Below are 26,971 nucleotides of genomic sequence, written 5' to 3'. Positions count from 1 at the left end.
ATGTCGGAAGAAAGGAACAAGCCCGAAACATACTTACTCTCCAAAGAATTAGAAGAAGCAGTCCAAGTGGCTGAGATAACTGCAAGACCTTTATTACTAAAAGGAGAACCAGGAACTGGAAAATCACTTTTAGCAGATTATCTTTCCTTCAAGACCAAAAAAACACTTTATTCCTGGCATGTAAAATCCACCTCTCTTGCAAAGGAAGGTTTATATTTTTATGATGCAGTTTCCAGGTTAAACGATTCCAGATTTACGGAAGATAAGGAGAAGGTCCGCAATATCGAAAATTATATCCGATTGGGCGCTCTTGGGGAAGCATTCTCTGCCACTGAACCTTCTGTAGTATTAATTGACGAGATAGACAAAGCGGATATAGAATTCCCGAATGATCTACTTTTAGAATTAGACAGAATGGAATTTGTGATCCAGGAAACTGGTCGTAAGATCAAGGCTGTTAATCGGCCTTTGACTCTCATTACGTCAAATAATGAAAAGGAACTTCCTGCAGCTTTTTTAAGAAGATGTATCTTTCATTATATTGATTTTCCTGAACCGGCCTTTATGGCGGATATAGTATCTTCTCATTTTCCAAAGATTGAATCTTCTCTTTTGAAAAGGGCCCTCGAGTCCTTCTATGTGATCCGAACCATGGATGATATGAAAAAAAAGCCTGGTACAAGCGAACTACTGGATTGGATCCAAATTCTAATCCATATGGGGGCAACACTTCCTGAAGACGGAAGAACTCCATATATAGGCGCTCTTGTAAAGAATGAAGAGGATCTGAAATTGTTCAGATAAAAATATTTTGTTTTTCCCTTTTTTCTACAGGCTGAAATCATCTGGAGTTCCAATCTCCACTGTGGAACTTTTGGATTTTCTAAAAGCAACGGATACACTTACCAGAGATAAAACATTTCTTTCCTTAAATGAATTCTATAGAGTTTCCAGGCTCTGCTTAGTTAAAGACGTAAAATATTACGACGCTTTTGATCTTGTATTCACTGAACTCTTCGGCGAAAGAGGAGTGCTGAAAGAATCTTTTCGTAAAGAAATGATGGATTGGCTTTCTACAATATTCGAAAATCCGAATAAACTTCCCCCAGGCATGATTCCTCCGGAAGAACTCTGGAAAGAGTTTTTGGACAGACTCCAAAATCAAAAGGGAGAACATCATGGTGGGAATAAATGGATCGGCACTGGAGGAAGTTCTCCTTTCGGACATTCTGGAGTAAATCCAGGTGGAGTCCGAATCGGCGGGGAAGGTGGCGGTAAGTCAGCTGTCTTCCAGGCGATGGAAAGAAAGTATAAGGACTACAGAACTGACGAACAATTGGATGTTCGACAAATTAAGATCGCACTTAAAAAACTCAGGAATTTAAGAAAGGAAGGGATCCCAGAATTTCATCTTCCTAAAACTGTGGACGCAACTTGCAAAAATGCGGGAGACCCTGAGCTTGTATTTGATCGAACCAGAAAGAATGGGATCAAAGTGTTACTTTTAATGGACACTGGTGGGAGTATGACTCCTTATGCAGAAAGAGTGAGTAAACTTTTTTCGGCAGCCCACCAGATGAATCATTTTAAGGAGTTCGGACATTATTATTTTCATAACTCAGTTTACGATTCAGTATATCCTAAGGGAGATCTTAGATATCCTGTTCCTCTAAAAAATCTTTTTAAAAAACATAAAGACGATACAAAGGTAATTATTGTGGGAGATGCCTATATGGCTCCTTATGAACTTTTGGATCCTTCTTATGGATTTTATCATTCCAGGTTTAGGCAGGAATCAAAACTTCCAGAACATCCCGAATCAGGACTGGATAGTTTTAAACGGATCAAATCTCATTGGACCGACACGATCTGGATGAATCCTGAACCAAAAAGATATTGGGATGCCCCTACCATCTACGAACTCAAAAAAGTATTTCCAATGTTTTTTCTAAGTGTAGATGGATTAGAAGACGGGATACGTGAACTTTTAGGAAAAAGATAATTAAGGTTTTAGAATAAACCTATAATCAATACTTACCTCATCCTTTGCAGTCGCAAATAACAAGCTAGGTCTTTCCACATCAAAATCGCTCATCAAAACCTGGAATTTTCCAGAAAGAATGGTTTCCTGTCCTTCTTTTTGGATAGTCGCCACTGATTTAACCGTTTTGGTCTTACCTTTAACCGTTAGGTTTCCGGTAATAGTCCATTCATTCTCTTTTGCTATAATAGATGTGCTCATAAAAACTATATTGGTAATTGTAGGATATCCTAGAGATTCTATGATATGCTCATCTCTATTTTCGTCTCCGGATTTGATTTGTGAGATTGGGATCTCTATTTTTACAAGTTTAGGGATTTGTAAACCACCGGTTGTCTGAGTCAATATTGTAGGACTTACAACCGTTCCTGAACATTTTCCATTCACCGTTTTGAACGGATGGATTGCTATAAAATTGATCGTAGATTCTTGCAGTTTTAATTCTTCTGAAAAAATCGAAGAAACACTTAATAAGAACAAAATCAGAAAACGTAAAAGATAAGACACAAAATACTCCTTAAAAATAAAAAACTGCGATAGAAACACTAAATGCACCAAAACCAGCCCAACCGACCGCTCTCATTTCATTTGCAGCACTTGGGCCCTCTTTAGAAATTCTTTCTCCAATAAGAGGAAGAGCAAGCATTGCAGGCAAATGGATCCAGATCATTGCCTTATGGGTGAATATTGTGCTAAGTCCTGGTTCTCTTTCTAAACTTTTGGAAGGGGAGAAGAATGCGAGGCCTGCAGTGATTGCATATAAAGTAAATGTTGTGCCTGCGAGTGCTGCATGGGAACTACCTGAAGATTCTGAATCCCATGGAGATGCTTTCATGAGTGCAGTATATAAAAGAAGATTTTTTTGGGGATCAGAGATAAGCAAATAATTTGCGTAAGGCTCGTATTCTTTTTTAAGATTAGAGAGTGCTTGTTCTCCTACTAAGTTTGTGGTGAGCCAGAACGCCCAGGTTGCAAGTCCTAAAACTTGGTGCCAATCCAACATAGAACGACGTAATTCCACACGTTCCTTTTCTTTTTGCAAATCCTTAGTTTCAGCAGTATTTACGGGAGAAGATTCCTGGTTATAAAATTTGGGAGAATATTTAGAATAATCTGGCGTTAAGGGACTCGTCTCCGACCATCCAGAAAAATCATTATAAACGTATGGAGAAGAATACAGCATCGAACTTGTGCAGAAAAGAAAATAGGAAATCGCGAATACTTTCTTTGCGAAAGACATATCCGATCTATAAAACAAATTTTAGAAAAGAAAATCATTATTTGGGCTGGATGACAAAAAGCAATGAGCAGCAGAAAATTTGGAATAAACGAAAGATCCAAAATCCGGGAACTTAGTTCTTAGGATTTTGAGAATGCGTATCTGTATTATCTTTTGGTTTGCACTTTTCTAAGTACTTCAGTAACTGCCTGGGTATATCCATCATAAACACCCTTATCGTAATCGGATAATGATTTATAATTTAACCCAGTAAACTCTTTTAAAAGTTTGGAAAGTTCTTCTTCAATTATGTTTTTGCGAATATATACTGTTTCGAAATGGTTCGGATGCATGAAGTTTATCTGTAAAATTCTGATCTCAGCCTAAGGCCAATTTCTCTCTGGTGTTTTATTAGAAACTTAGGATATTCCATTTTCAACCAATTTATGGCCTCTCTGTATCTAACGTATTCTTTTTCCTTACGTTTGAATTCAGGGCTATGGATCGAGTTTTGGCCGTTTTTAACTCTACTCGGAAGAATATGATGTAGAATTTCGTGATGTACTACATGTTCTATAACATAAAGTGGGACCTCTTTATGGTCCAGGATGGGGCTAATACGTATATTCATATTCCGTTTTTCGTAACTACCCAATCGTCTCTTTCCCAAACGATCTGCCCAGCCGATAGAAAGAAGTTTTGCATCCATTTTAGGAAAATAGAAAGAAGAAATTTTTTCCAGAATGACCTTTAGATCGTAAGCAACTCCGGTTTCCTTCAATTTTTTGAAATTTATAGGTCCAGATTCAGGAAGAGAATTTAGGAATTCGGCAACTTCTTCTTTCCAGGATGGTTTTGGTTTGAGTCCCAACAATTTAGAAATGAGTAATGAAACAAAGGATAATATTGTCTCTTCTCTTGCTTCCAATAAGGAAGTATGAAATTTCGCGGTTAAGAGGCCGTTATGATAAGATACAGAATGATTTCCGTTTCTATAGGGATAAAATTTGAGTTCTACAGTACGTACCTGGCTTTCCTTGAAACGTCTGGATTTGATTTTCAAAGAATCCCAAATAGAAACTAGAAGTTCTTCCCAGTTTCGATCTGAACTCGGATCAGGAACCGAAAAACTCTCTAATTCTTTTTCTGGCATCTGAATCACTGATTTGCTGAGGATTTTGGGAAGAAGAAGGACCGGAAGTTTCTTCTTTTTTATTGATAAAACTTTTATCTATTACTTTTTCGGGGTCTTTAATTTCATCGATGAATCTGGAAACTCGATTGAAATATTGTGAATTTTTTTGCTGGGAGATTTGAGGGTAGGTGAGCACCAGTTTTTTCTTGGCTCTTGTTATTCCCACATAGAATAATCTTCTTTCTTCTTCTAAGTTTTTTTCGCCTCTGCCGGAAGGAAAAGAACCTTCTGAAACATTTAAAAGAACTACAGTATCAAATTCTAATCCTTTGGAAGAATGGACCGTGGATAGAACTAATCTTTCATCTTCCTCTTCTGGGGAAATTTTGTCCAGGCTGGGGCTTGGCCCCTCTAAACTCATATCCACTAAAAATTCGTGTAAAGTTTCGTATTTTTGGGAAAGAGTTAAAAATGCATTCAGATCTTCTAATCTTCTTTTGAAATCATCATATTTCTTTTCGAGTAAAGGAGAATAATAATCTATGAATTTCCCTAAAAGGTTTTTTAAGTCTTTTTCAGACTCGTTGATTAAATGATTTAATTCTTTTAAATGAGAAGCAGTGGTACCCTTGGATTCGGAAACGATTCTTTCCAAATTTCCGCCTGACTTTTCTAGGTCAGTTAAGATGGATCTTGCTTTTGCAGCTCCAATTCCAGGAAGAAGTAACAAAACTCTTAGCCAAGAAACCGAGTCAGTCTTATTCTCCCTTATTTTTAGAAGAGAAAGATAATCTTTAGCATGAGCGCTTTCTACGAATTTTTTTCCACCGAATTTTAAGAATGGAATATTTCTCTGAGAAAGAACAAGTTCCAACTGGTTCGAATTCCAGCCGGATCTAAATAGAACTGCAATATCTTTTAAAGGAACACCATCTTCTCTTCTTTCCAAGATCAGATCTGCGATTCCTTCTGCTTCTTCTAATTCGTCTGCATAACCGATCAAGGTAGGCTTTTGGAAGTCTTCATTTTTGGTATATAGATACTTCTCATATTTTTCCCTAAAATTAGCCAGGACCACATTTGCAAGATTTAGAATAGACGGAGTGCTCCTGTAATTTCTTTCTAAATAGATCGTTTTTGTTTTAGGAAATAGTTTCGGAAAATTGAATATTCCATTTACGTCGGCTCCTCGAAAGGAATATACACTTTGTGCATCATCACCAACGACTAAAATATTTTCATGATCTAACGCGAGTAAACATGTGATATGAGCTTGGATCTGATTTGTATCCTGAAATTCATCTACCATGATATATTTGTATTGTTCCGAGACTTTTTTTCGAACTGTTTCATTCTTGTTCAGAAGGTCTCTTGTATAGGTCAATAGATCATCATAATCTAAAAGAGATCTTTGTTTTTTATAATTCGCATACTCTTGGAAAATTTTACGAATAGCAGATTTTTGGTCTAAGAACTTAGGATTTTCTGCTTCTAATAATTCTTCTAATGATTTGCCACGATTGATAATAGAAGAGTGGAGGGAGATCAATGTATCATTAGAAGGAAACCTAGACTTCTGCTTTGCATATTCTCCTTCTGTTCTTAAAAGTTGGAATATATCAGAAGTATCCGATTCATCCAAAACTGAAAACTGAGAGGAGAATCCAAGAACAGGTGCATATTTTCTGAGAATATGACTTCCGAAGGAATGGAATGTTCCTCCGTGGACTCGAGCACATCGTTTGTCCAATAGAGATACGGCTCTCGAAAGCATTTCTCGAGAAGCTTTGCGAGTGAATGTAAGAAGTAGGATATTTTCGGCAGGAATGCCTGATTCGACTAATTTGGAAAGTCTGTGGACGATTGTTTTTGTTTTTCCAGTTCCGGCACCGGCGATCACTAAAACCGGGCCGTTTAGGGTCTCGATAGCTTCCTTTTGTTTTTCGTTAAGTGACTCTAAGGAGGCAGTCATTTGAGATCAGTGGTGGTGATGTCCCCCCTCACCGTGAACATGTCCGTGACTCACTTCTTCGTCGGTTGCTGTTCTGATATTTACGATCTGAACATCGAAAATCAGATCCACCCCAGCTAGAGGATGGTTTCCGTCCACGATCACAGATTCTCCCTTGATATCAGTAATCGTATAAACAGTATCCGGCTCGTCAGTTTGGAACATCATTCCTACACTCAATTCTTCCCCTTCTGGGAATTGGCTTTTAGGCACATCAAAAACTAATTCTGGATTTTTTTGGCCATAAGCCTTGTCAGCATTAACGGAGATTACTTTTTTATCTCCTGCATTCATACCTTTGATTTCATCTTCAAGACCGGCAATAATCTGTCCGGTTCCTTCCAGATAAGAAAGGGGATGGCTTCCTTGAGAAGAATCGATTTCGTTTCCTTCTTTATCTGTTAATTTATAGTGAAAAGTCACTACTCTTGGGTTCATTTATTGCTCCAACCGGGAAAGGCCCTTTGACGGGTTAGGGAGGGAAGTTCCGGCACGTGATTTAAGTTAGTATATTCTTGGAAGATCCTAGGACAATCAGATTTTTGAGGCTAAGTCAAAAGTCGTAGGAAATTTCGACTCCGAAATTCTCTACATCTTTAATGAACTGTTCAACTCGATTGGCCAGGAAGAACCAAGAATCTCTGTGAACAATATCACTTAAAAAATTCAGGAAACGATTTGTATTCCTAAGAGCGAATTCTCTGTCTTGGGTATAGTTTAGAAGAACTGTATATGCCAAAGACTTTAGAATTTTATCATTTTCAGCTAATTCGAAATACCCAGGGAGATCAGGCTCGAATAAACTAAGCCTGGTCTTGGCGCTCCCTTCGGTTACGTATAAATTATAATCTGCTGAGTTCGGCACTCTGTCTGCTGAGTATACTTTCATTATGGATAACTCCTCTAGAAACCAGAGGAAAATGTGGTTTCCATTAAGAAACATACCCGCAAAAAGTCAACGGGAAAGAATAGTTTTGGCATTTCTGCGTCACAAAACGGACCTTAGTTTAGAGAATGTTTTAGGAAACCTTTCTAAAATTATCTGTTGGACGGAACAATCTTTGCACGTCCAATCCGGTACCCTCCAGTAAGCCTAGAAGTATAACATCCTTAATCCCTAATTGAAAATAAATTTTTGCTAATAGTACAAGATTCTGATGGTTTTTAGGATCTCTATACAACAGTTTTTCGGAATATGTTTTAGCCTTTTCTAATTCTCCACATTTCCAATAAGCCCAAGCAGTGATATAAGCCAGATCTTTGTCTGTCGGATCTTCATTGCTTAGTTTGGAGAAGAAGGAGCATGCAATTTTTTTATCACCTTTCTTCCAAAGTAGAATTCCTTTTTGAAGACTTTTTGTTTTAGAAGTTTCTCTCCAGATATCTCTGGATCTTTTTTGAGAATTTTCATTTCTAAAAATTCTTACCAAACTTAGATCATCTATATAATCCCCATATTCTTCCATTTTATTTTTGAGAAGAATAAGATCTGCATTCGTATTCGAAACTTCCGATAAGAATGTATCAGAAAGAGAATCTACCTCTCTATTTTTTGTTCTTAATCTCAGATCTTCTCTTCCATCCGAACCAAAAATGAGTGAATCATTTTCCTTTAAAGAAATACAATATACTTTGGGAATTTCTTTTAAGATTGGAATTCCCATCTTGTAAGAAGTTTCATTTTCTATATATCCCGAGATATTATTTCTAAGAAGAATAGAAGGTGGATGTTGAGAATTCAAGAAGAAGACAGAAGAATTTTCAGGATCTAAAATCGCCAATATCCCAGTAGCAAATAGGTTTCCATCAAAACTCTGGAATAGTCCATGGATCTTTCTATATAAGGAAACAATCCAGGTTTCAGGAGTATAAAATCCGGATGTAGATGAATCGATATGAGACTTAAACATGGAGGAGGCGAGTAATGCGCCTGTGGCTCCTTGCAGAGATTTTCCCATTGCGTCTGCGTTCAGAATTGCCAGGAATTTTCTGGTTCCGATCCGGATTTCTTCCATACAAACCAGGTCTCCTCCAATCTCTCCTGGCTTAGATTTGAATTCGAATGTCTTAAATTGAGAAACCAAGGTTTCAATTTTAAAATCACCAAAAGTTCTAATCTTATTTTGAAAAGAGGATTGTAAGACACTGATTAAGAAATAATCTCCATCCTGCTTTTCCTTTAAGCTGCGGACATTTGCTAAACATTCTCTCAATTCTTTTGTTTTTATAGATACTTCTTCTTGGAGTTTTTCATTCCAGTATTTTAGCAGATTTTTCATTTCTACAAATCTACCTGAAATCCTGAAAGAGCAGAATAATATAAATCCCAGGATAGAATATTCTGAACATCTTGGAAATATGATCCATGCCCGGGCCGATGCGATATCTAAAAGAATCGAAAATACTAAAAAACATATCGATCCCCAGAACCCGGCACAATCTTCTTCAGATAATCTGGACTTAAGGCATATAATTAGGATCCAAAGATATACAATCCAAGAAGGTTGCAGAAGAGTTCGATTTAGTTTATCTAATTCTAATGGACTGGAAGAATAAACAAATAAGAAGGATACAAATCCTGCCCATAAAAATAGAGGAAATTCAAAAGGATGATATTTATCCCTACAAAACTTAGAAAAGAAAAAAGTGAAAAATGGAAATAGAAAGCTTAGAGAAATATACTCTGCTTTTTTACAGAGTAAAAAATTCCAATCTAATTCATATTTCCATTCAGAGCTAAAAAGGGAAAACAGAAAGAATAAGATCAAAAATATTCCAAAATGAAAATGAGATTCTATCTTTCTCTCTTGTATTGTTAGGAAAATCAAATAGATCCCGAGTAATAGAAATGTAGAAATTAGAATTAAATAATAAATCTGAAATTTATAATGTTTTTGTAGAATATCTTTCGAATTTCCAAGTGTGACAATCCCTTCTGAAATCCCGATTTCATTTTCGAAATATTCAGAGACTAAAATTTCAATCTTGTTTTCTGTTAGGATGGGAAGTGAATTGTAAATCTTCTTCTTATCATAGCTAAGATCAAATCGTCCATTCGATTCTGATCTTTCGGAAAGAAGTATTCCATTCCAAAATACTTTTGTTCCTTCTGAAGTTTTTCCAAGAAGAAGAGAAAGTTCGCAATTAGGAAGTTCTGAAAAGGAAATAGATTTAGAAATTAGAAGAGTAGGATGAGCTAAATCTGAAAAATTTCTTGGTAAAAAAAAGGTCCCGATCTTCTTCCCGGATAGTTCCGAAACTTCCCAACCATTTTCCAAGAAGAGTGAAGATTTACATGGATCGTTTTGTTTTGGCTGTAAAAATAATTTTGAATAAATCCATTCTCCATATTCCAGAGAATGAAAAAATGTATTCGTTCCAATACTGAGTAGAACGGAAAATATGCAGATCCCTAATTTTGATTTCATACCTGCCTCCGAGAAAGCGGGTATGAAATCTATCTAACCGATTGTACTTTTTTAGTTTTGTTCTGTTCCTATCTTGGACGCTGCTAAATAACCTTCTAACATAGCACGTTTAGCATCTATGCCAGAAGCGTCCTTTGCTCCACCTATCAGATAAGAAGGAATATTACTTCTTTCTTTGCTGAATGTTTCATATAAAGAAGCATCACTTGTTTGTCCGGCGCAAAGAATGATAGAATCACATTCTAAAACTTTTGCTCCTTCCTTTTTGGTTTCTATTACAAGACCTTTATCAGTTACTTCTTTATAGGTAAGAGAAGAAAGGAAATCTACACCCTTGGATTGTAATTCTTGTAGAAGTGCCCAAGAGGTTGTAGCACCAAGACCTGCTCCTACTTTTCCATTTCTTCTGAGAATGGAAACTTTTCTGTGAGCGGTTTCTGGTTGGATCACAGCTTGTGTATAAGAGTTCACATTATACTTTTCGAAATAGGTAGGAATATCCGGGTCCTTCTCTTCGGTAAGCTTATGAGCCACGTCCACGCCGATCCCTCCGCCGCCGATGATAGCAACTTTGGAACCTGCCTTGAATGTCCCATTTAGGAACTCAACATAACTTGCATGCGGCTTTTTTTCTAAACCAGGAAGGTTCAGGTTTCTAGGAAGAACTCCAGTTGCAAATATCACTGCATCCGGTTTCAGATCATCCAATAGTTTCAGATCTGCTTTTGTATTCAGACGAATATCTACTTTTAAACGAGGAAGTTCGTTTTTGAAATAGCGGATCGTTTCAAAAAATTCGAATTTACCTGGAATAGCTGCAGCCAAATTTAATTGGCCTCCTAATTTTCCAGAAGCTTCTAAAAGAATTACTTCGTGGCCACGTAAAGCGGCAACTCTTGCAGATTCCATTCCTCCAGGACCGGAACCAACTACTACAACTCTTTGTCTTTTTGCCTGAGGAAGAGATTTCCAGTCCAGCTCTCTATTTGCAGAAGGGTTTACCAAACAAGAAACCATTTCTTCTTTGAAAGTATGATCCAAACAGGCCTGGTTACATGCCACACATGTATTGACTCTTTCAGTTTGGTTTTCTTTGATCTTATTTACGATTTCTGCGTCTGCTAAGAATGGTCTTGCCATACTCACGATGTCCGCTTCTCCAGCATTCAATACTTGGATGATTGTTTCCGGCATATTGATCCTATTAGAAGCAATGATTGGAATTCCTGGAACGGATGTTTTTATTTTACCTGCGATCTTTGCCCAAGCTCCTCTTGGGACTAATTGAGAAATAGTAGGAATTCTAGATTCATGCCAACCGATCCCGATATTCAATGCATCTGCTCCTGCTTCTTTTAATTCTTTAGCAAGAGAAATTACTTCTTCGAAGGTTGGGTTGCCTGGGATCAAATCAATCCCTGACATTCTTACGATAACAGGAAATCCTGGCCCTACTTGTTTGCGGACTTCTTTCATCGTCTCGATTGCAAATCTTCTGCGGTTTTCAGGAGAACCACCGAATTCATCGGATCTTTTGTTTGTTACTTCGGAGAAGAATTGGTTTACCAAATATCCTTCTGAGGCCATAACTTCTACTGCTCTAAAACCCACTTGTTTAGCACGTAATGCGGAAGATCCAAAATCACGAATGGTTCTCCAAGCATCTTCTGTAGAAAGTTCTTTTGGTATGAATCGATTGATAGGTGCGCGTAGCGCAGAAGGTCCTACAAGTTCTCTGTGGTAGGCATATCTTCCTGCATGGAATAATTGTGCGCAGAAAATTCCCATCGGCTTGAGAACGGATGCGACTTTTTCAAGTTCTTGGCAGTCTTCTTCCTTTTGGAAATCGAAAAATATATTGGAACCTTTTCCTTCTGCATTCACCGAAATTCCTCCGGTGGTAATGAGCCCAACTCCACCTTCGAATCTTTTGCCATAGAATGCAGCCATTCTATCTGCAGTTTTGGGCATTCCTTCCAAACCCAAGTGCATGGATCCCATGATAATACGATTAGGAATAGTTTCGGCTCCGATCTCTATCGGGCGAAAGATTGGGGAAATATCTAAAGAAGACATTCGCAGTTCACCTTTCTTTTTATTTGAGTAGAACAGTCGTTCTACTGAGAAAGGATTTTACCGGAATTTGGAAAAGGCAACGGTTTTTCTAGGAAATTTGAAAATAGATACCGAACATGATTCGGCAAAAATTTCAATTCATAGAAAAACGATTTAATGCAGAGATATATGCTTGAGAACAAGCCTCAATAATATCAGTGGAGCTTGCTTTTCCTACGACTCTTTCTCCATGTTTTTCTAAAGTAACGGAAGCTTCTGCCAAAGCGTCTTGTCCTTCTGTTACCGGAGAGATTACGAGCTTAATGAGTTCTACGTCGGAGATAGTTGCTTTCTGGATTGCTTTGAAGATAGAATCTACTGGACCGTCACCAGTTGCGGATTCTTCTTTTAGATTTCCCTCGATAGAAAGTCGGATACTTGCAGTAGGTGTGCTCTTAGTTCCTGTAGTTACATGAAAACTTTCTAATACAAATTTATCTTTGGAAGATTTTCTGGATTCATCTGCAAATAGTGCGCGAATATCCTCATCGAAAATTTCTTTTTTACGATCTGCGATCTCTAAAAATCTTTGGTATGCGGCTTCTAATTCTTCTGCGTGAGGGCTGAATCCTAAACGAACGATCCGATCTTTGAAACCAGCTCTTCCGCTATGTCTTCCGAGTACCATTCTGTTGGATTGGATCCCAACACTTTCTGGAGTCATGATCTCATAGGTTTCTCTATTTTTCAAAACACCGTCTTGGTGGATTCCTGATTCATGAGCAAATGCGTTTGCACCTACAACCGCTTTATTAGGTTGTACCACCATTCCAGTGATTGTTTTTACTAGATAAGAAGCCTTTGCAATTTCTTCCGTTTGGATCCTGGTTTGTAATCCGAATTTGTCCTTACGTGTACGAAGCGCCATTACCACTTCTTCCATTGCGGTATTGCCAGCTCTTTCTCCGATACCGTTTACAGTACATTCAATCTGTCTTGCTCCGTTTAAAATTGCAGCAAGGCTATTGGAAGTTGCAAGTCCTAGATCATTATGGCAATGCGCGGAGAAGATTGCTTTCTCACTTCCTTTCACATTTTGGATCAAAAATTTGAATAATTCTCCATACTCGTACGGTGTTGTATATCCTACAGTGTCCGGGATATTGATTGTGGTAGCACCAGCTTCGATCACTGCTTCACAAAGTTCTCTTAGGAACTCTGGCTCTGAACGAGTTGCATCTTCTGGAGAAAATTCCACATCGTCTACATGGTCTCTGCAGATCTTGACAGCTTCCACAGCCATTTTCAAAACTTCAGCAGGATCTTTGCCTAGTTTGAATTTCATATGAATGGGGGAAGATGCGATAAAAGTATGAATTCTTCTTTTTTTAGCGGGGATGATTGCTTTTGCTGCAGCTTCTAAGTCTGGACGAACTGCTCTTGCGAGTGCCGCGATAATTGGGCCTTCTATCTCTCTGGAAATTCTTTGGACTGCTTGGAATTGGACTGGAGAAGAAACCGGGAAACCTGCTTCGATCACATCCACATTCATTTTAGCGAGTTGGAGTGCGATCTCTATCTTCTCATTCTCGCTCATTGCAGCACCCGGGCATTGTTCTCCGTCGCGGAGAGTGGTATCGAAAATCCGAACAAAATCCAAATTTGAGTTCATATGCTTGGAAAACTTCCCTAACTCCAAAATTATAGTCTGAATCGGGCCGTAAACCTAATAAATACCGGGTTTAAAGCTTTCGGAGGTTAGACTTAGATTATGCAGAAAGACTCTCTCAGTTTCTATGGAGCCAGTTTAAAATCAGAAGATTGTTCTAAGTCTGCCAAACTTTACTCAGATCTTTTCGGTGGAGAAGTCCAGGTCGCGAGTCCCGGTCATGCGGAACTTCTATTTTCCGATAATCAAAGAGTTATCTTTAGCAAAGAAACAGAAGAATGCCCTGTAACTCCAGGAACTTTGGTTTGGAAGATCGAAAGGGCCAAGGTCGAATCTTTCGAAACGCAACTTTTGAGCGCCGGTTTCGAGAAGGAATCCGGGACCGAAAAGTATTCTTCTTATCTAGACACTTGGAAAAACCGGATTTGGCTATATTGGTATTAGTATCCTTAGCGGTCTTAGCGCCTTTGCGTAATCCCAAAATATCTTCCTTATTGTTATTTTCACGCGAAGCCGCAAAGGGAAGAAGATATTTAATATTATTCTCGAAATCTTTGTGTGCTCCGTGATCTCTGTGTGAACCATTAACCTGGATATGGCTGAACTTCTTCTTTTCCTTCTTTGAGAGCCGCCTCTGCCATTTTGTGGGCATCTTCTCCTAAATACTTTTCAATCCAGTAATGAGCTAGATAGATCAAAGGAGTGATCCCGATCGCAATAAAGATCTTATAGAAGAAGTTTGTATAAGAGATAGAATTGAGAGTTTGGAATTCGTAAGTTCCCCAGTAAGCCACAAAGATAACGACATAAGAATCCAAAAGCTGGGAGAAGATTGTAGAACCTGTAGCTCTCAACCAAAGGAGTTTGTTTTTGGTCTTTTTGCGGATCAAATGAAAGACTTGGATGTCCACAAGCTGCCCGATCAGGTAGGCTACGATAGAACCAGTGATTACTTGTCCTGTATTAAAGAATACCACCTGAAAGGAATGGTCATCCACGGGAGAATTTCCTGCTGCGGGAATAGCCATGTCCAATTGAAGAAGAAAGAATGCCAAAACGATCATAACCATTCCAACTAGGGTTAGGTATCGAACACCTCTTCTTCCATAATACTCATTCAAAAGGTCCGTTACGATAAATGTGATCGGGAAAGGGATCACACCCAAGGTCATGGTCAGCGCGTTACTTCCTATCGTAACTTGGAACCATTTAGAGCCAGTCACCTCTGCCATCAAAAGGAAGGTTATGAAGATAGAACCTAAAACGAAAAATAGTTTGAAAGGCCGGTGAAATTGCATCTGAGGAAAAATCTTGCGAATTAAGTCTCTGTCAATCAAAGAACAGACAGAATCCCACAAACGTTTGACAGGTAGACTACCTATAAATCACTGGAAGACAGTCGGTGCTTTACTTTTGGCCTCCGCGATTCGATAAATATATAGAGCTCAAATGAATCCAAACGATGAACCTTACACCCCAGAGGACTTGATCCGCCCAGTCCCTTACCAACCTAAAAAGCAGCCTCTATGGCAAACAAGCCTAGTGAGCCTGACTTGGGTTTTACTTTCCGGAATTTCTTTTTATCTAGGACTCCAAGCCTTAAAGGCAGATCCTAAAACTGCTTCTGTCCAAACAGGAACAGAGCAGGTAGCATTCCAAAATACTACTCTCAAATCAGACCTGGCTCCTACAGAAGGAGCATGGGAATCTTGGAAGAAATGGTGGAATTCCAACAGTCCTTCTTCCGAATCTGATGGGACTTCAGGCACAGTAAGTTCTTCTGAGTCTGAAATCGAAGATGATCCTGCTTTTAGAGCTTCTACCTGGTTCTCAGACTATGAAGCGATGAAACATACTGTTCATCTTTATAATGAGATCCATCCATTTATCTATGGATTCAAAGGAAGAGAGACAAATAACGGAGATCTTTATTCTCTTTGGGGATCTGCTCAAAAACACGCTCGTGTTGCAGAACTTAAATCTTTAAATCCAAAAGTTAAGATCATTCCTACTATCTTCCGTTGGGAAAATAAGAATGAGAAAATTTCTGAAAACATTGGTCTGAACGGACGTAATGATATCAGAGACAAACATATCCAGAACATTCTATATGAAGTAGATACTTACAATTTCGATGGTATTGATATTGATTACGAAGGAATGAGCTGCGAGAAAAAAGAGAAGTTTGAAGAGTTCATCGTTATTCTCTCCAAAGAGATCCACAAACGTGGAAAACTTCTTTCTGTAGCTGTTCACCCTAAAACTGCGGCTAAAAAATCCGGTCTAAAAGCATGTAAGGGTCTAAAAGAAAAAATTAATATGGATTTTGCTGAGAATTGGAGAGGTCCAATGACCCACGATTACGCTTTCTTAGCAAAACATGCAGACCGTGTAAAGGTGATGGCTTACGAACTTCATCCTCGTAAGTATAGAAACCCAGGACCTGGACCTCAGGCTCCAAACGTTTGGATCAGAAATATTATCACTTACGCAAAAGAAAGAGTTCCTGCTAAAAAATTATATATGGCAATCCCGACTTACGGATATGATTGGGCTCTAAATTGTAATGCAAAGATCAAGGCAGTATATTGGTCAGACGCATTAAAACGCCAACAACTTGGTGTGACCAAACAGCCTACGAATATCACACAAGTTTTAGCAGATAATAAGAACTCTGATTCTTGGACAAATCTTTCCAAGTTCAGTTGGGTTCACCAAGGTAAAACTTACGAAGATCCTAGTATCTGGTATAAGTCAGAAGGTTGTGACCGTGTTGCATTCTTCATGAACAGAAAAGCTTTCGAAGAAAAAATGACTTTATTAAGATCTTATGATATTGGTGGATTCTCTTTCTGGCAATTATTAAAGGATAACGATCCAGGGATCAATGATTACCTAGAATTGCTTGTAACGAATAAACTTCCACCAGTTCCAAAAGCGAAAGAGCCTGTAACTCCAACTCCGGATGTAAAACAAGCTCCTCCGGAAGAAGGTCAGGAAGAAGCCAAGAATACTCAGGATCTTGTCAAAAAATAAAATTACAATCATCACAGAAGATCCTTCTCTCGCAGCAAAAGTGCTGAAAGAGGGAGGGATCGTTTTATTTCCTACCGAGACTGTTTATGGTATTGGTGCGGATTCCAGAAATCTTTCCTCTTGTTTAGAAATTTATAAAATCAAAAACCGCCCTGCGGATAATCCTCTCATTGTTCATTTGGGGAATCCTGCTCTCATTCCTGATATTGGAGAAGTTCCTGAAAGCGCTAGGATATTGATCAGGCAATTTATGCCTGGAGCCTTGAGTTTGGTCTTAAAGAAGAAGGATAAGTCTGTTTTTTCTACTGGACTGACTACGATTGCAGTAAGAGTTCCTTCTCATCCCAAAACTTTAGAAATGCTTTCTTATTTTGGAGGACCAGTTTCTGCTCCTTCTGCAAATCTTTCAGGACAGCCTTCTATCACAAGATTGGATGATGCAATCTCTGAGTTTGATGGACTCGTGGATCTCATCTTAAAAGGTCCAGATCCTGAAATTGGTTTAGAATCTACCGTTGTGGATTTTTCAATTTCTCCACCTAAACTTCTCCGTCCTGGATATTTTGGATGGGAAGAGTTACAAAAATATGTTCCTGATCTAGAAGATTATACTGAGTTAAAAGAAGGCGATACTCCATCGAGTCCTGGAGTGAAATATAAACATTATGCTCCTAAAGCAAAGGTGATCTTTGCAGAAAGCCAAACTCCAGACAGAGAATCGGCTGCGATTGGCATAAGTCTTACCAGAGGTTGGAAATTCGCTTTAGACCTTCGTAATAACTCAGAGTATATGAAAAATTTATACTCATTCTTTAGAGATTGTGATCGTTTAGGAATTTCTAAAATTTATTGTTTTCCACCTGCAAACGCCTCCGGCAAAGAAGCTCTTCTAAATCGTATTTTAAAAGCCCAAGAATAGAGTAGGGTTCGCACCGAGATCGCAGAGTTCACGGAGGGAATATCAAAAACTTTTAAACTCTGTGTCCTTCGCGGTCTCTGCGCGCCAAATGCAGCTATATTTTCGATAGTTCACCTGCGATTTCTGAGAAGTGTAAAACTTCCATTGGATTCCGCTTCTTCTCCGCATGTAACTTAGAAAAGAAGGAAAACCTAGAGAGTTGCATTCCAGGTTTTAGATCCTGGACTAAGTCTTTCCAGCTATAGGTTCCAGGAAGATAACGCACATCTATCTTCTTGGATTTGAGCTCTGTTTTTAGATCTTGCAATATATCTAAAAATGAACCGCAGGAATCTAAAAATCCTGATTTGCGGAAAGTTTCTCCGGAGAAGATACGGCCTTCTCCATAATGTTTTTCTAATTCTTGGAAACTGGTCTTTCTAGATTCTATTACTCGGCTATAGAATAAATCCCTGGATCTCAAAACTTCTTTTCTTAGGAATTGTTCCGACTTAGGAGAAAGTTTTCCGTATTCTGATAGAATATCTCTATGAGGATAAAATCCGATCCTTTCTTTTTGGACTCCAAATTTATCGTACAATTTCTTCAATTCGAATCTCATCATGACTGCACCAATGGAACCAACGATTGAATAGGGAGTTCCATGGATTTTTTGGGTACCACAAGCTAAATAATAACCACCGGAAGCAGCTACATTCAATACGTATGTGATTACAGGTTTTTTCTCTGCGAGTTTTTTGATCTCTCTATAAAGAAGCTCAGATACAAGTGCGCTTCCTCCAGGAGAGTTCATTTCTAAAATGACCGCCGCTACCTTTGGATCTTCTTTTAGATCTTTGAAAATTTCTTGGTAGTACCTGAAAGAAACTTGTCTGGATCTAAAATCTTCTTCTCTTCCTAAATCGGGAAGAATATTCCCTTGGACTGGTAGAACTGCAACGATCGGAACGGATTTAGAGATAATAGTAAAATTAGATTTTTTATGATATAGTCTGAAACCTTTAGCGCTTAATTTTTTAAATTTAGGTTTATCTGTTTCTTTCTCTTTTTTATAATTTTCGAATAGATAGTTTTCTTCGAATTCGTCTTCTTCTACAAACTCAGTGATAAATCCGATTTTCTTTAATTTTTCAGAATTGATGATTGGTTCTTCTAAAACTTTCAGATCCAAATTCGAGGACTTCTTAAATCCTGAAAAAAGTAGTTCTTTATAATCTGTTAATAATGCTTCTAAATTTTTACGAGCAGGAGCGGAAAAAGATGTTCTTTGGAAAGTTTCTCCGAATGATTTGAATGCGCCACTTGCATAAGCTTCTACACCTATACCGAACTTTTTAGCGGCTCCTCCAAAAAAATAAGGTTCAGCAGAAGGGAGTATCGGGAAAAATTCAGCCGCAGAAGAAGTATATCTATACTTGCATTGAGAAAGTAATAATAATGCTTTAGTTCCTCCTCCTAAACAAAAACCGGAAGTCTCAATTCCTTTTTCGTTCAATGTCTGGATTGTTTCGCAAATATTCCAAACTTCTCCAAATCCGTATTCAGGATTAGAAATATGGAAAGAAACTTTTTTCAAACCTGGGACTTTAGTTAAAGCCTTCAATCCCAATAAAAAATCCACCAAGAAGGGAGCTTCTTCTTTAGGAACCAATAGTTTGACGAAAAAAGATTTTCTATCAAAGGAGAATGAAGAAGGAATTTCTAAATAGAAATGATCTCCCTTGCGGATGATCCAGGATAATATCCGAAATCCTTGGAACAAAATCCGGATCGGTAAAAAGACAATAGAGAACAGAATTCTAAACATTGAAAATTCCTTTTGGCGACCAAAGTAAAACGGACATTTATTCCGGAAAACGTAAAATTACGGAAGGAAAACCGCTTTTCAGCCTGGCTTTCCAGAAATTATCTGAAACCTAAGAGAGGGTTATTCGTTTGGATCATATCCGCATCCGAGGAGCTCGGGAGCATAATCTTAAAAACATCAATGTGGATATTCCACGGGATAAACTCGTGGTGATTACTGGACTTTCCGGTTCCGGTAAATCTTCTCTTGCTTTCGATACAATCTATGCAGAAGGACAGAGAAGATATGTAGAAAGTCTCTCCGCATACGCTCGACAATTTTTAGGTCAAATGGAAAAACCTGATCTGGATCTGATCGAAGGACTTTCTCCTGCAATTTCTATAGAGCAGAAGACCACACATCGTAACCCTAGATCCACCGTAGGAACTGTGACAGAGATTTATGATTATCTCCGTCTTCTTTATGCAAGAGTAGGAAAACCTCATTGTCCAATTTGTGGAACTCCAATCCAATCTCTCTCCATTGACCAAATCACAGAAAGAATTCTAAATTTTCCGGAAGGAACTAAGATCCAAATTTTAGCTCCTATTGTTTCTGGGAAGAAGGGAGAGCATAAAGATGTTCTGGAGAAGATCAGAAAAGACGGATTTAATAGAATTCGTTTGAACGGTGAGATCAAAACTTTAGACGAAGAGATCGTTCTTAAAAAAAGTTTTAAGGCAACGATTGAGATCGTTGTAGATCGTCTTGTGATCAAAGACGGGATCCGTTCTCGTTTGACTGACTCGGTCGAGACTGCACTCAAACAATCAGAGGGAATTCTTTTAATGGATGATGGGAAGAAGGACCATACATTCTCCCAAAAACTTTCCTGCCCGAATCACCCGGAAGAATCTTTACCTGAACTTTCTCCTAGATTATTTTCATTTAACTCTCCATTCGGAGCCTGCGAGACCTGCGACGGACTCGGAAGCCTTTTAGAATTCGACGAAGATCTTTTAATCACAGATTCGGAACTTTCTCTAGTCGAAGGTTGTATAGAAGCATGGGCAGGAGCAAAGAGTAATAGTTATTGGTTTTTAACAACAGTTCACTCTTTAGCTAAAAAATTAAAATTCGATTATAATATTCCTTGGAAGGACCTTCCTAAAAAAGTCAGAGATACGATTCTTTACGGAGATAAAAATCTCAAAATAGATTACGATTTCAGAAATGAAAAATCCCACTATGAGTTCAGTAGAGAATTCGAAGGTGTAATCCCTAACTTAAAAAGAAGATATAAAGAAGGCTCAGAAGCAAGACGCCAGCAGTTAGAAGGATATATGACCAACCATCATTGTCCTGCCTGCGAAGGAAAACGTCTGAAACCAGTCAGTCTTCATGTAGAAGTAAACGGTCTGACCATAGACAAATTCTCAGCTTTTAGTGTGGAGAAGGGCCTGGACTTCGTAAAATCAATGAAGCCTAAAGGAAGCGAAGAAATAATCGCAAGGCCTATCTTGAAGGAAATCCAACAAAGGCTCACTTTCTTGAATGATGTTGGTGTTGGTTATTTAAGTTTAGAACGTGCTGCCGGAACACTTTCCGGTGGAGAAGCTCAAAGGATCAGACTTGCTACTCAGATCGGATCTAGACTCCAAGGTGTATTATATATTTTAGATGAACCTTCTATCGGGCTTCACCAAAGAGATAATACTAAATTAGTAAATACTCTTAAGGATTTGCGAGATCTTGGGAACACAGTTTTAGTAGTAGAACATGACCAAGAAACCATGGAAGAAGCTGACTGGCTCATCGATATGGGGCCTGGTGCTGGTGTGCATGGTGGAACAATTGTATGTTCTGGAACTCCTGAAGAAGTTTCTAAAAATAAAAATTCACTTACTGGTAAGTTTTTATCCGGCAAAGAATTTATTCCAGTTCCTAAAACTGTACGACCAGGAAATGGAAAAAAGCTTAAGATCGTAAACGCAAAAGAGAATAATCTTAAAAATGTAAGTGTAGAGATCCCACTTGGAAAACTGATCGTGGTGACAGGCGTTTCCGGTTCCGGCAAGTCTACATTGATCAATGATATCTTATACAATGCCGCAGCTCATAAAGTAATGAAGATGAGAACCGTCTGGGGAAAACATGAGAAGATCACTGGTCTAGAAGAAATAGATAAAATCATTAATATAGACCAATCTCCTATCGGTAGAACTCCTAGATCCAACCCTGCGACATACACCGGACTTTTCACAGTGGTCCGTGATATGTTCGCCCAATTAGAAGAATCCAAACTCAGAGGTTATTCTCCCGGAAGATTCAGCTTTAACGTAAGCGGTGGTAGATGTGAAACCTGCGAGGGAGATGGTATCCTTAAAATTGAGATGCACTTCCTTCCGGATGTATATGTGACTTGCGATGTTTGTAAGGGAAAACGTTATAACCAAGAAACATTAGAAGTTCGTTATAAAGGCAAAAATATTTATGAAATCTTGGAGATGACTGTAGAGGATTCTGTTCCATTCTTCGAGAATATTCCTGCATTAAAAAGAAAACTGGAAACCTTGGGTGAAGTAGGTCTCGGCTATATTAAATTAGGGCAGCCCGCTACAACATTCTCAGGTGGAGAAGCACAAAGGATCAAACTCGCTACTGAATTATCCAAAAGGCCTACAGGAAAAACTTTATACATCTTGGATGAGCCGACTACCGGACTTCATTTTGAAGATGTTCGTCATTTGATGACTGTTTTACATACACTTGTAGACCGCGGAAATTCAATGATAGTGATCGAACATAACCTGGATGTGATCAAACAAGCGGATTGGATCATAGATTTAGGGCCGGAAGGAGGAGAAGGAGGCGGAAAAATTATCGCCGAAGGAACTCCTACAGAGATTGCAAAGGTCAAAGAATCTTTCACAGGTCAATATCTGAAAAAAGTTTTAGGAAATCCAGGGAAGAAGGCGGGTTAAATTTTCCGAAGATGATGAAAGAATTAAGAGAAAAACTTTCTTCCTTTCCTCCGGGAGAATTCAGATCCGTTTACAAATCCTCTTTGCCAGATATCGCAAAGGCAGGATTACTGAACGCTCTAAAAGATGGCGGGTTCAGATCATTTCATGAAAAGTTAATATTAATTCCTTCCTTCCCCCATGGTATAGGTGTGGGAGTAGGATTGATGGCCCAAACAAATGTGGCCGGAAAGATCCTGAAATTAGTGATTGGTTCTGAAGAAGGTGCTTCTAATAACTCAGAATCCAAAAAATTAGCATTAGAACTACAAGACAGATTAGTAAGTGGTCTTGGGATTTTGGGACTGGGAGTGAGTGAGCCTGGTTGGATGGGAAAACTTACCAATTTAAAATCGACTGCAAAAGTCCTTCCAAGTGGTGAAATCGAAATAAATTTCCATAAAGGATTTGTAACCAACGGAGCAGATGCAGAAGGTTACTTGGTCGTAGCCAAAGAAGAAGAGCAAAATCGTTTTGGAGTATTTTTTATCCCGAGAGATTTCCCAGGTTTAAAGATCGAAGAAGTATATCTGGATGTTGCCAGAGAAGCCACTCATTGTAAGATTACTGGTGAAAATTTTAAATTACCTTCTCATTATCACTTTATAGAAGATTATACAAAATTAGGTGCAGATATCCATCTTTCCGAAATGTTATCAGCCGCTGTTTTATTCTGCGGAGCTATCCGTAAAATTGTATCTGACCTAAGCCAAGGAACTGAATCCAGAGAAAGATTTTCTGTTTTAGGAAAACTCTGGGACTTAAGCGGACTTCTCTACGGGAAATGTTTAGATATCTCTGATAAAAAAGACAAGGATCCAAATTACAAAATAGAAGAAGATCATCCTTATGGATACGAAGCAATTCTGGATGAATGTATATCTATCTTAGAATCTATTCCGAACTTCGACTATAAAAAAGAATATCCTGATCTAGGATTATTCTGCACAATCCATCCTGCCAGAAGTCCTGTTTATATCAAAAACAGACTGAAACAATCCAAAAGCTGGAGAAAATTCGGAAATCTTTAATGATGGTGATGTGCAGGATGATCGTGAGTATGGTGATGGTGTCCCCATTCTTCAGAATCAATATCGTGTAGAGTTTTGGCGATAATCCCATCAATTACATGTGTGGTAGAAGGATCTTCTAATTGCAGATAGATTTGCTCGAATTTCCATTCTCCTCTTAAAAGCCTATAAGCTTCTTTTAATATCTTTTTAGGATCAGATTCTTTAGTGATCTGGACTCTAAATGCACATGCGTGTATCCCTTTTGTTAGAGTCCAAGTATGTGCAGAAAGAAGGGAATCCACTCCTTTGATCTGTAATAGATCTTTTTTTAAATGATCCCATTCATCAAAAGTGGGAGAGGATTCTAGAAGGATCAAAAGGCTTTCCTTCAATATCACAGCAGCTGCTCTTAATATAAAAACAGAAAGAATTAAACTGAGTAATGGATCAATCCAGGTCCAAGCAAAAAGACGTATTAGAATTGCTCCTATCAAAACTGCAATTGTTCCGAATAGATCATTCAAAACATGAAGGTAAGCAGTTCTAAGATTAATATTGTCCGCAGAAATCCTTTTTAAAAGCCAAACAGAGATTAGATTTAGTCCGATCGTTCCCAAACTGAAAACTAACATGGATTCAGTAACAATTTCTTCCTGATGCCGGAATCTTTGGACTGCTTCGTATATGATAAAGATTGAAATCCCTGAGATCAGAATGGAATTTAAAAATGCTGCAAAAACTTCTACCCTGAAAAATCCAAAGTTCATTTTTGCATTTGGTTTTTTATCTGATACTAAAACTGCAAATATACTTAGTAAAAACGCAAATGAATCTGAGATCACATGTCCTGCATCTGCAAGAAGTGCGAGACTTTTACTTTGTGTAGATCCGAATATCTCCCAGGAAAAGATCCCGATAGAAAGAAAGAATGCAAAAAGTAAACTGCGTAATGTATCCTTCCTTTTGGGACGAAGAATAGCCTGTCTAGCAAAAGGTTCTAAATTAGAAGATGAGTGAGGATCTTTTTCCAAAGTTGAAAGAAGCCTTAGTGACCCTTACCACTTTGTGGTTCTAAAACGATATCCACACGTCTATTCAAAGAACGATTTTCAGGGGTTTCATTAGAAACGATAGGTTGGTGTTCCCCGTAACCTGCCACGGAGAAGTTCCTCGCATCCAGATTTTTGCTCTCCAATAAAAAACGAACTACTGAAAGAGCTCTCTCTGTAGATAATTGCCAGTTATCGTTAAATTTTTTAGTACGTATTGGGATATTATCCGTATGACCTTCTACAATGATGAGGTTGCCAGGATATTTGACCAAAATCTCTTTGATCTTATCAAGTGCCGGAAAGATCTGTTTTTTCAATTCTGCAGAGCCAGAATCGAAAGATATCTGATCATCTATATTGATGACTAGTCTATTATGAAAACGTTTTACTCGGATCTGACCTTTCGCGATCTCACCTGAAAGTTTAGATTCCAGTTCATTTGCTTGTTCTGCTAAACGATTTAATTCTCTTTTTTGATCATCGTTCAAATTTTTGAGTTTAGATAGATTATCTTCTAACTCTTTGATCCTTGCTTCCAGACCTGCAATTTTGGACTCATATTCTCTTTTGAGCTCGTCCATTTTACGGATGCAGTTTAGTCTTTCTTTTTCAAGTTCTGACTTTAATTCAGAGATCAGATCCTGGTATTTTTTGGACTGTCTCTCATTTTCTTCGATCAGCTCTTTTTCTTTATTTCCACTTTTGGTTTTTAGAAGTGCGATCTGATTTTCTAGTGCACGAATCAGCTCCGCTGCAAGTTCCCTGTCCTTTTCTCGGAAGGATTTTTCGCCTGCGAGCTGTTCTTCTAGGTTCTGGATCCTGGCATCCAGGCTGAGTTTTTCTTTTTTAGCGTTTTCGGTCTCGTTTCTGTAACGAAGTCTGAGAGAATCTAACTCAATTCTAAGAGTTGCATTCTCATTATAGAGTTTATTGTATTCCCAAGGGAAATAAAATGCGTCCGAAAATATCGGCAAAGAAAATAGGATTAGAAGAACGGGAGTAAGTCGGAAAAAAAAAGGTTTCATAGTCTGATAATGGGAACTAGGTTCTATTCTAAGGCTGAGAGCCCCCAGTCAAATGAAAAACTCTTGTACCAAAAATCAGTAAATTCATTGAACCGATAAATTCCATCAGGATTCTGTCATAGGGGGAGGGACGCCAAATGGACGAAACAAATAGCACTAAGGAAACTTCTTCCCTGAAGGCGAATCCGCAATCTGCAGATTGGATGGATTCCTTCCTCGAAAAGGTAGAAAATAAGGATAATAAGTTCCTGCTCAGTTTCACTTCTTCCAATCACCCGGCGGATATTGCCGAGGTTCTGGAAAAGCTGGATATTGACGAAGCATTCTACGTATTTAAACTTTGCGATTCTGAACAGCAGTCTGAGATTTTAGTCGAGTTTGATGAGGATTTGCAGGCGGAATTGATCTCCCGTCTGAATATGAAGGAGATTTCTCCTATCGTCGAAAATCTGGAACCAGACGACGTTACAAATCTGATCTCCGAGATCCCTAAGGCAAAAGCCGAGGAAATTCTAAATTCCTTGGATAGAGAAGATTCTTCTCAGATCAGAAAACAGCTAAATTTTAGAGAATACACTGCGGGTCGTTTGATGACGACTGAGTTCGCCTCTGCGTACGAGACTGACACTGTCAGAAAAGCGATCATCAAATTGAGAAGGGTCGCTAAAGAGACGGACGATATTTATCTTCTCTATGTAACTGACTCAGAGAATCATCTAAAAGGATTTATCAAACTAAAAGATCTATTCCTTGCACCTCTTAACCAAAAGGCGAGTAGACTCGTAAAAGAAGAAGTATTCTCCATTCATTATGATACGGACCAGGAAGAAGTAGCCCGAATTTTTAGAAAATATGACTTAGTTTCAGCCGCGGTAGTAGATGATCTGGACCGGATCATCGGCAGGATCACGGTAGACGATATCTTGGATATCGTTCAGGAAGAAGCTTCAGAGGACATCTTAAGGATGGGGGGAGTTTCAGAAGAGGAAAGATTGAATACTTCTATCTGGGACTCTATTCGCAGAAGATTGACATGGCTTGTGATCAATCTAGGAACAGCAGTAGTAGCTGCTTCTACAGTTGCTCTTTTCCAAGATACGATCCAGTCTTTTGTATTACTCGCGAGTCTTATGCCAATCGTAGCTGGGATGGGGGGAAATGCAGGAACCCAATCCATCACAGTGGTAGTAAGAAATATTGCCACTGGAGATCTGAGCCAATCAAATTGGACTGTAGGTTTTAGAAAGGAAAGTATAATCGGGCTGATCAATGGGCTCACGATCGGGGCGATTACAGGTCTCGTAGTATTTTTTTATACGGGAAAACTTGCACTTGCGATTGTTATCTTCTTTGCGATGCTTGCGAACCTAATTGTAGCAGCCATCGTCGGGGCATGTATCCCTATGTTACTAAAAGTAGTTGGGATTGATCCTGCAATTGCGTCTTCCATATTTGTAACAACTACCACAGACGTGTTTGGCTTCTTCTGTTTCTTGGGGCTTGCCACACTGTTCTTGCAATATTTGGTATAGTTGGAATACTTCGCATATATAATTTCC

Annotated in this window: 22 protein-coding genes; 8 read left to right on the top strand and 14 right to left on the bottom strand. The window is 38.5% G+C overall.

All coding sequences use genetic code 11. The features are described 5' to 3' along the window. Together EHQ52_RS00825 and EHQ52_RS00820 are read left to right on the top strand one after the other, a co-directional pair. Positions 1-804 (top strand): AAA family ATPase, encoded by an 804-nt coding sequence (locus EHQ52_RS00825; protein ID WP_135613392.1) that lies wholly within the window; start codon positions 1-3, stop codon positions 802-804. Between the two features lie 7 nt (positions 805-811). Next, on the top strand, positions 812-2,002 hold the full coding sequence (locus EHQ52_RS00820; RefSeq protein WP_135613391.1) for a VWA containing CoxE family protein: 1,191 nt from the start codon (positions 812-814) through the stop codon (positions 2,000-2,002). Here the strand turns inward: EHQ52_RS00820 and EHQ52_RS00815 are convergent, their stop codons facing one another. The 10 genes from EHQ52_RS00815 to EHQ52_RS00770 form a co-directional block, all read right to left on the bottom strand. Continuing rightward, entirely contained in the window at positions 2,003-2,548 is a 546-nt protein-coding gene (locus EHQ52_RS00815) for a YceI family protein (protein WP_135613390.1), read from the bottom strand. Positions 2,549-2,558: 10 nt separating this feature from the next. Continuing rightward, positions 2,559-3,281 (bottom strand): hypothetical protein, encoded by a 723-nt coding sequence (locus tag EHQ52_RS00810; RefSeq protein ID WP_135613389.1) that lies wholly within the window; start codon positions 3,279-3,281, stop codon positions 2,559-2,561. A gap of 146 nt (positions 3,282-3,427) precedes the next feature. Then, on the bottom strand, positions 3,428-3,613 hold the full coding sequence (locus EHQ52_RS00805) for a hypothetical protein (protein WP_135613388.1): 186 nt from the start codon (positions 3,611-3,613) through the stop codon (positions 3,428-3,430). 5 nt (positions 3,614-3,618) lie between these two features. Then, positions 3,619-4,413 carry a SprT-like domain-containing protein gene (locus tag EHQ52_RS00800; RefSeq protein ID WP_135613387.1) on the bottom strand — a complete coding sequence of 265 codons (795 nt, stop codon included), beginning with the start codon at positions 4,411-4,413 and terminating at the stop codon, positions 3,619-3,621. Beyond that, positions 4,376-6,367: an ATP-dependent helicase gene (locus tag EHQ52_RS00795; RefSeq protein WP_135613386.1), complete on the bottom strand. Its 1,992-nt coding sequence runs from the start codon at positions 6,365-6,367 to the stop codon at positions 4,376-4,378. The genes EHQ52_RS00800 and EHQ52_RS00795 overlap by 38 nt, the downstream gene beginning before the upstream one ends. Before the next feature lie 6 nt (positions 6,368-6,373). Next, positions 6,374-6,844, bottom strand: coding sequence for an FKBP-type peptidyl-prolyl cis-trans isomerase (locus EHQ52_RS00790; RefSeq protein ID WP_100723911.1), 471 nt, complete (start codon positions 6,842-6,844; stop codon positions 6,374-6,376). Positions 6,845-6,959: 115 nt separating this feature from the next. Further along, complete coding sequence (locus EHQ52_RS00785; protein ID WP_100710131.1) at positions 6,960-7,295, bottom strand: LIC14007 family protein; 336 nt, start codon at positions 7,293-7,295, stop codon at positions 6,960-6,962. Between the two features lie 130 nt (positions 7,296-7,425). Beyond that, positions 7,426-9,834 carry a SpoIIE family protein phosphatase gene (locus tag EHQ52_RS00780; RefSeq protein ID WP_135613385.1) on the bottom strand — a complete coding sequence of 803 codons (2,409 nt, stop codon included), beginning with the start codon at positions 9,832-9,834 and terminating at the stop codon, positions 7,426-7,428. 51 nt (positions 9,835-9,885) lie between these two features. Further along, a complete protein-coding gene (locus EHQ52_RS00775; RefSeq protein WP_135613384.1) occupies positions 9,886-11,910 on the bottom strand; it encodes an oxidoreductase in 2,025 nt (674 codons plus the stop codon). Positions 11,911-12,043: 133 nt separating this feature from the next. After that, positions 12,044-13,561: a 2-isopropylmalate synthase gene (locus tag EHQ52_RS00770; RefSeq protein WP_135613383.1), complete on the bottom strand. Its 1,518-nt coding sequence runs from the start codon at positions 13,559-13,561 to the stop codon at positions 12,044-12,046. A gap of 99 nt (positions 13,562-13,660) precedes the next feature. On the opposite strand from EHQ52_RS00770, the gene EHQ52_RS00765 reads away from it, so the two are divergent. Then, positions 13,661-14,002: a hypothetical protein gene (locus EHQ52_RS00765; RefSeq protein WP_135613382.1), complete on the top strand. Its 342-nt coding sequence runs from the start codon at positions 13,661-13,663 to the stop codon at positions 14,000-14,002. Between the two features lie 140 nt (positions 14,003-14,142). On the opposite strand, the gene EHQ52_RS00760 is transcribed toward EHQ52_RS00765, so the two are convergent. Then, positions 14,143-14,856: a queuosine precursor transporter gene (locus EHQ52_RS00760; RefSeq protein WP_135613381.1), complete on the bottom strand. Its 714-nt coding sequence runs from the start codon at positions 14,854-14,856 to the stop codon at positions 14,143-14,145. A 151-nt stretch (positions 14,857-15,007) separates the two neighbouring features. Here EHQ52_RS00760 and EHQ52_RS00755 point away from each other — a divergent pair, with 151 nt between their 5' ends. Both EHQ52_RS00755 and EHQ52_RS00750 read left to right on the top strand, forming a co-directional pair. Continuing rightward, a complete protein-coding gene (locus tag EHQ52_RS00755) occupies positions 15,008-16,594 on the top strand; it encodes a glycosyl hydrolase family 18 protein (RefSeq protein WP_135613380.1) in 1,587 nt (528 codons plus the stop codon). Beyond that, complete coding sequence (locus tag EHQ52_RS00750; protein WP_135613379.1) at positions 16,581-17,513, top strand: L-threonylcarbamoyladenylate synthase; 933 nt, start codon at positions 16,581-16,583, stop codon at positions 17,511-17,513. Before EHQ52_RS00755 ends, EHQ52_RS00750 begins: the two co-directional genes overlap by 14 nt. A gap of 94 nt (positions 17,514-17,607) precedes the next feature. Here EHQ52_RS00750 and EHQ52_RS00745 read toward each other — a convergent pair whose 3' ends face one another. After that, the gene (locus tag EHQ52_RS00745; RefSeq protein ID WP_135613378.1) at positions 17,608-19,320 is read right to left on the bottom strand and encodes a S49 family peptidase; all 1,713 of its coding nucleotides are present in this window, start codon (positions 19,318-19,320) and stop codon (positions 17,608-17,610) included. A gap of 128 nt (positions 19,321-19,448) precedes the next feature. Between EHQ52_RS00745 and uvrA the strand changes: the two genes are divergently transcribed. Next, the gene (gene uvrA / locus EHQ52_RS00740; protein WP_135613377.1) at positions 19,449-22,283 is read left to right on the top strand and encodes an excinuclease ABC subunit UvrA; all 2,835 of its coding nucleotides are present in this window, start codon (positions 19,449-19,451) and stop codon (positions 22,281-22,283) included. An 11-nt stretch (positions 22,284-22,294) separates the two neighbouring features. Further along, a complete protein-coding gene (locus EHQ52_RS00735) occupies positions 22,295-23,353 on the top strand; it encodes an acyl-CoA dehydrogenase family protein (RefSeq protein WP_135613376.1) in 1,059 nt (352 codons plus the stop codon). On the opposite strand, the gene EHQ52_RS00730 is transcribed toward EHQ52_RS00735, so the two are convergent. Together EHQ52_RS00730 and EHQ52_RS00725 are read right to left on the bottom strand one after the other, a co-directional pair. Beyond that, the gene (locus EHQ52_RS00730; RefSeq protein ID WP_135613375.1) at positions 23,350-24,366 is read right to left on the bottom strand and encodes a cation diffusion facilitator family transporter; all 1,017 of its coding nucleotides are present in this window, start codon (positions 24,364-24,366) and stop codon (positions 23,350-23,352) included. The genes EHQ52_RS00735 and EHQ52_RS00730 overlap by 4 nt on opposite strands. Before the next feature lie 14 nt (positions 24,367-24,380). Continuing rightward, on the bottom strand, positions 24,381-25,412 hold the full coding sequence (locus tag EHQ52_RS00725) for an OmpA/MotB family protein (RefSeq protein ID WP_135613374.1): 1,032 nt from the start codon (positions 25,410-25,412) through the stop codon (positions 24,381-24,383). Positions 25,413-25,549: 137 nt separating this feature from the next. Between EHQ52_RS00725 and mgtE the strand changes: the two genes are divergently transcribed. After that, a complete protein-coding gene (gene mgtE, locus EHQ52_RS00720; RefSeq protein WP_135613373.1) occupies positions 25,550-26,944 on the top strand; it encodes a magnesium transporter in 1,395 nt (464 codons plus the stop codon). Positions 26,945-26,971: the final 27 nt, after the last annotated feature.

This window comes from Leptospira koniambonensis (assembly GCF_004769555.1).
Taxonomy (GTDB): domain Bacteria; phylum Spirochaetota; class Leptospiria; order Leptospirales; family Leptospiraceae; genus Leptospira_B; species Leptospira_B koniambonensis.
Note: the sequence above shows the minus strand (reverse complement) of the source record. Positions and strands in the feature narration are given on the sequence as shown.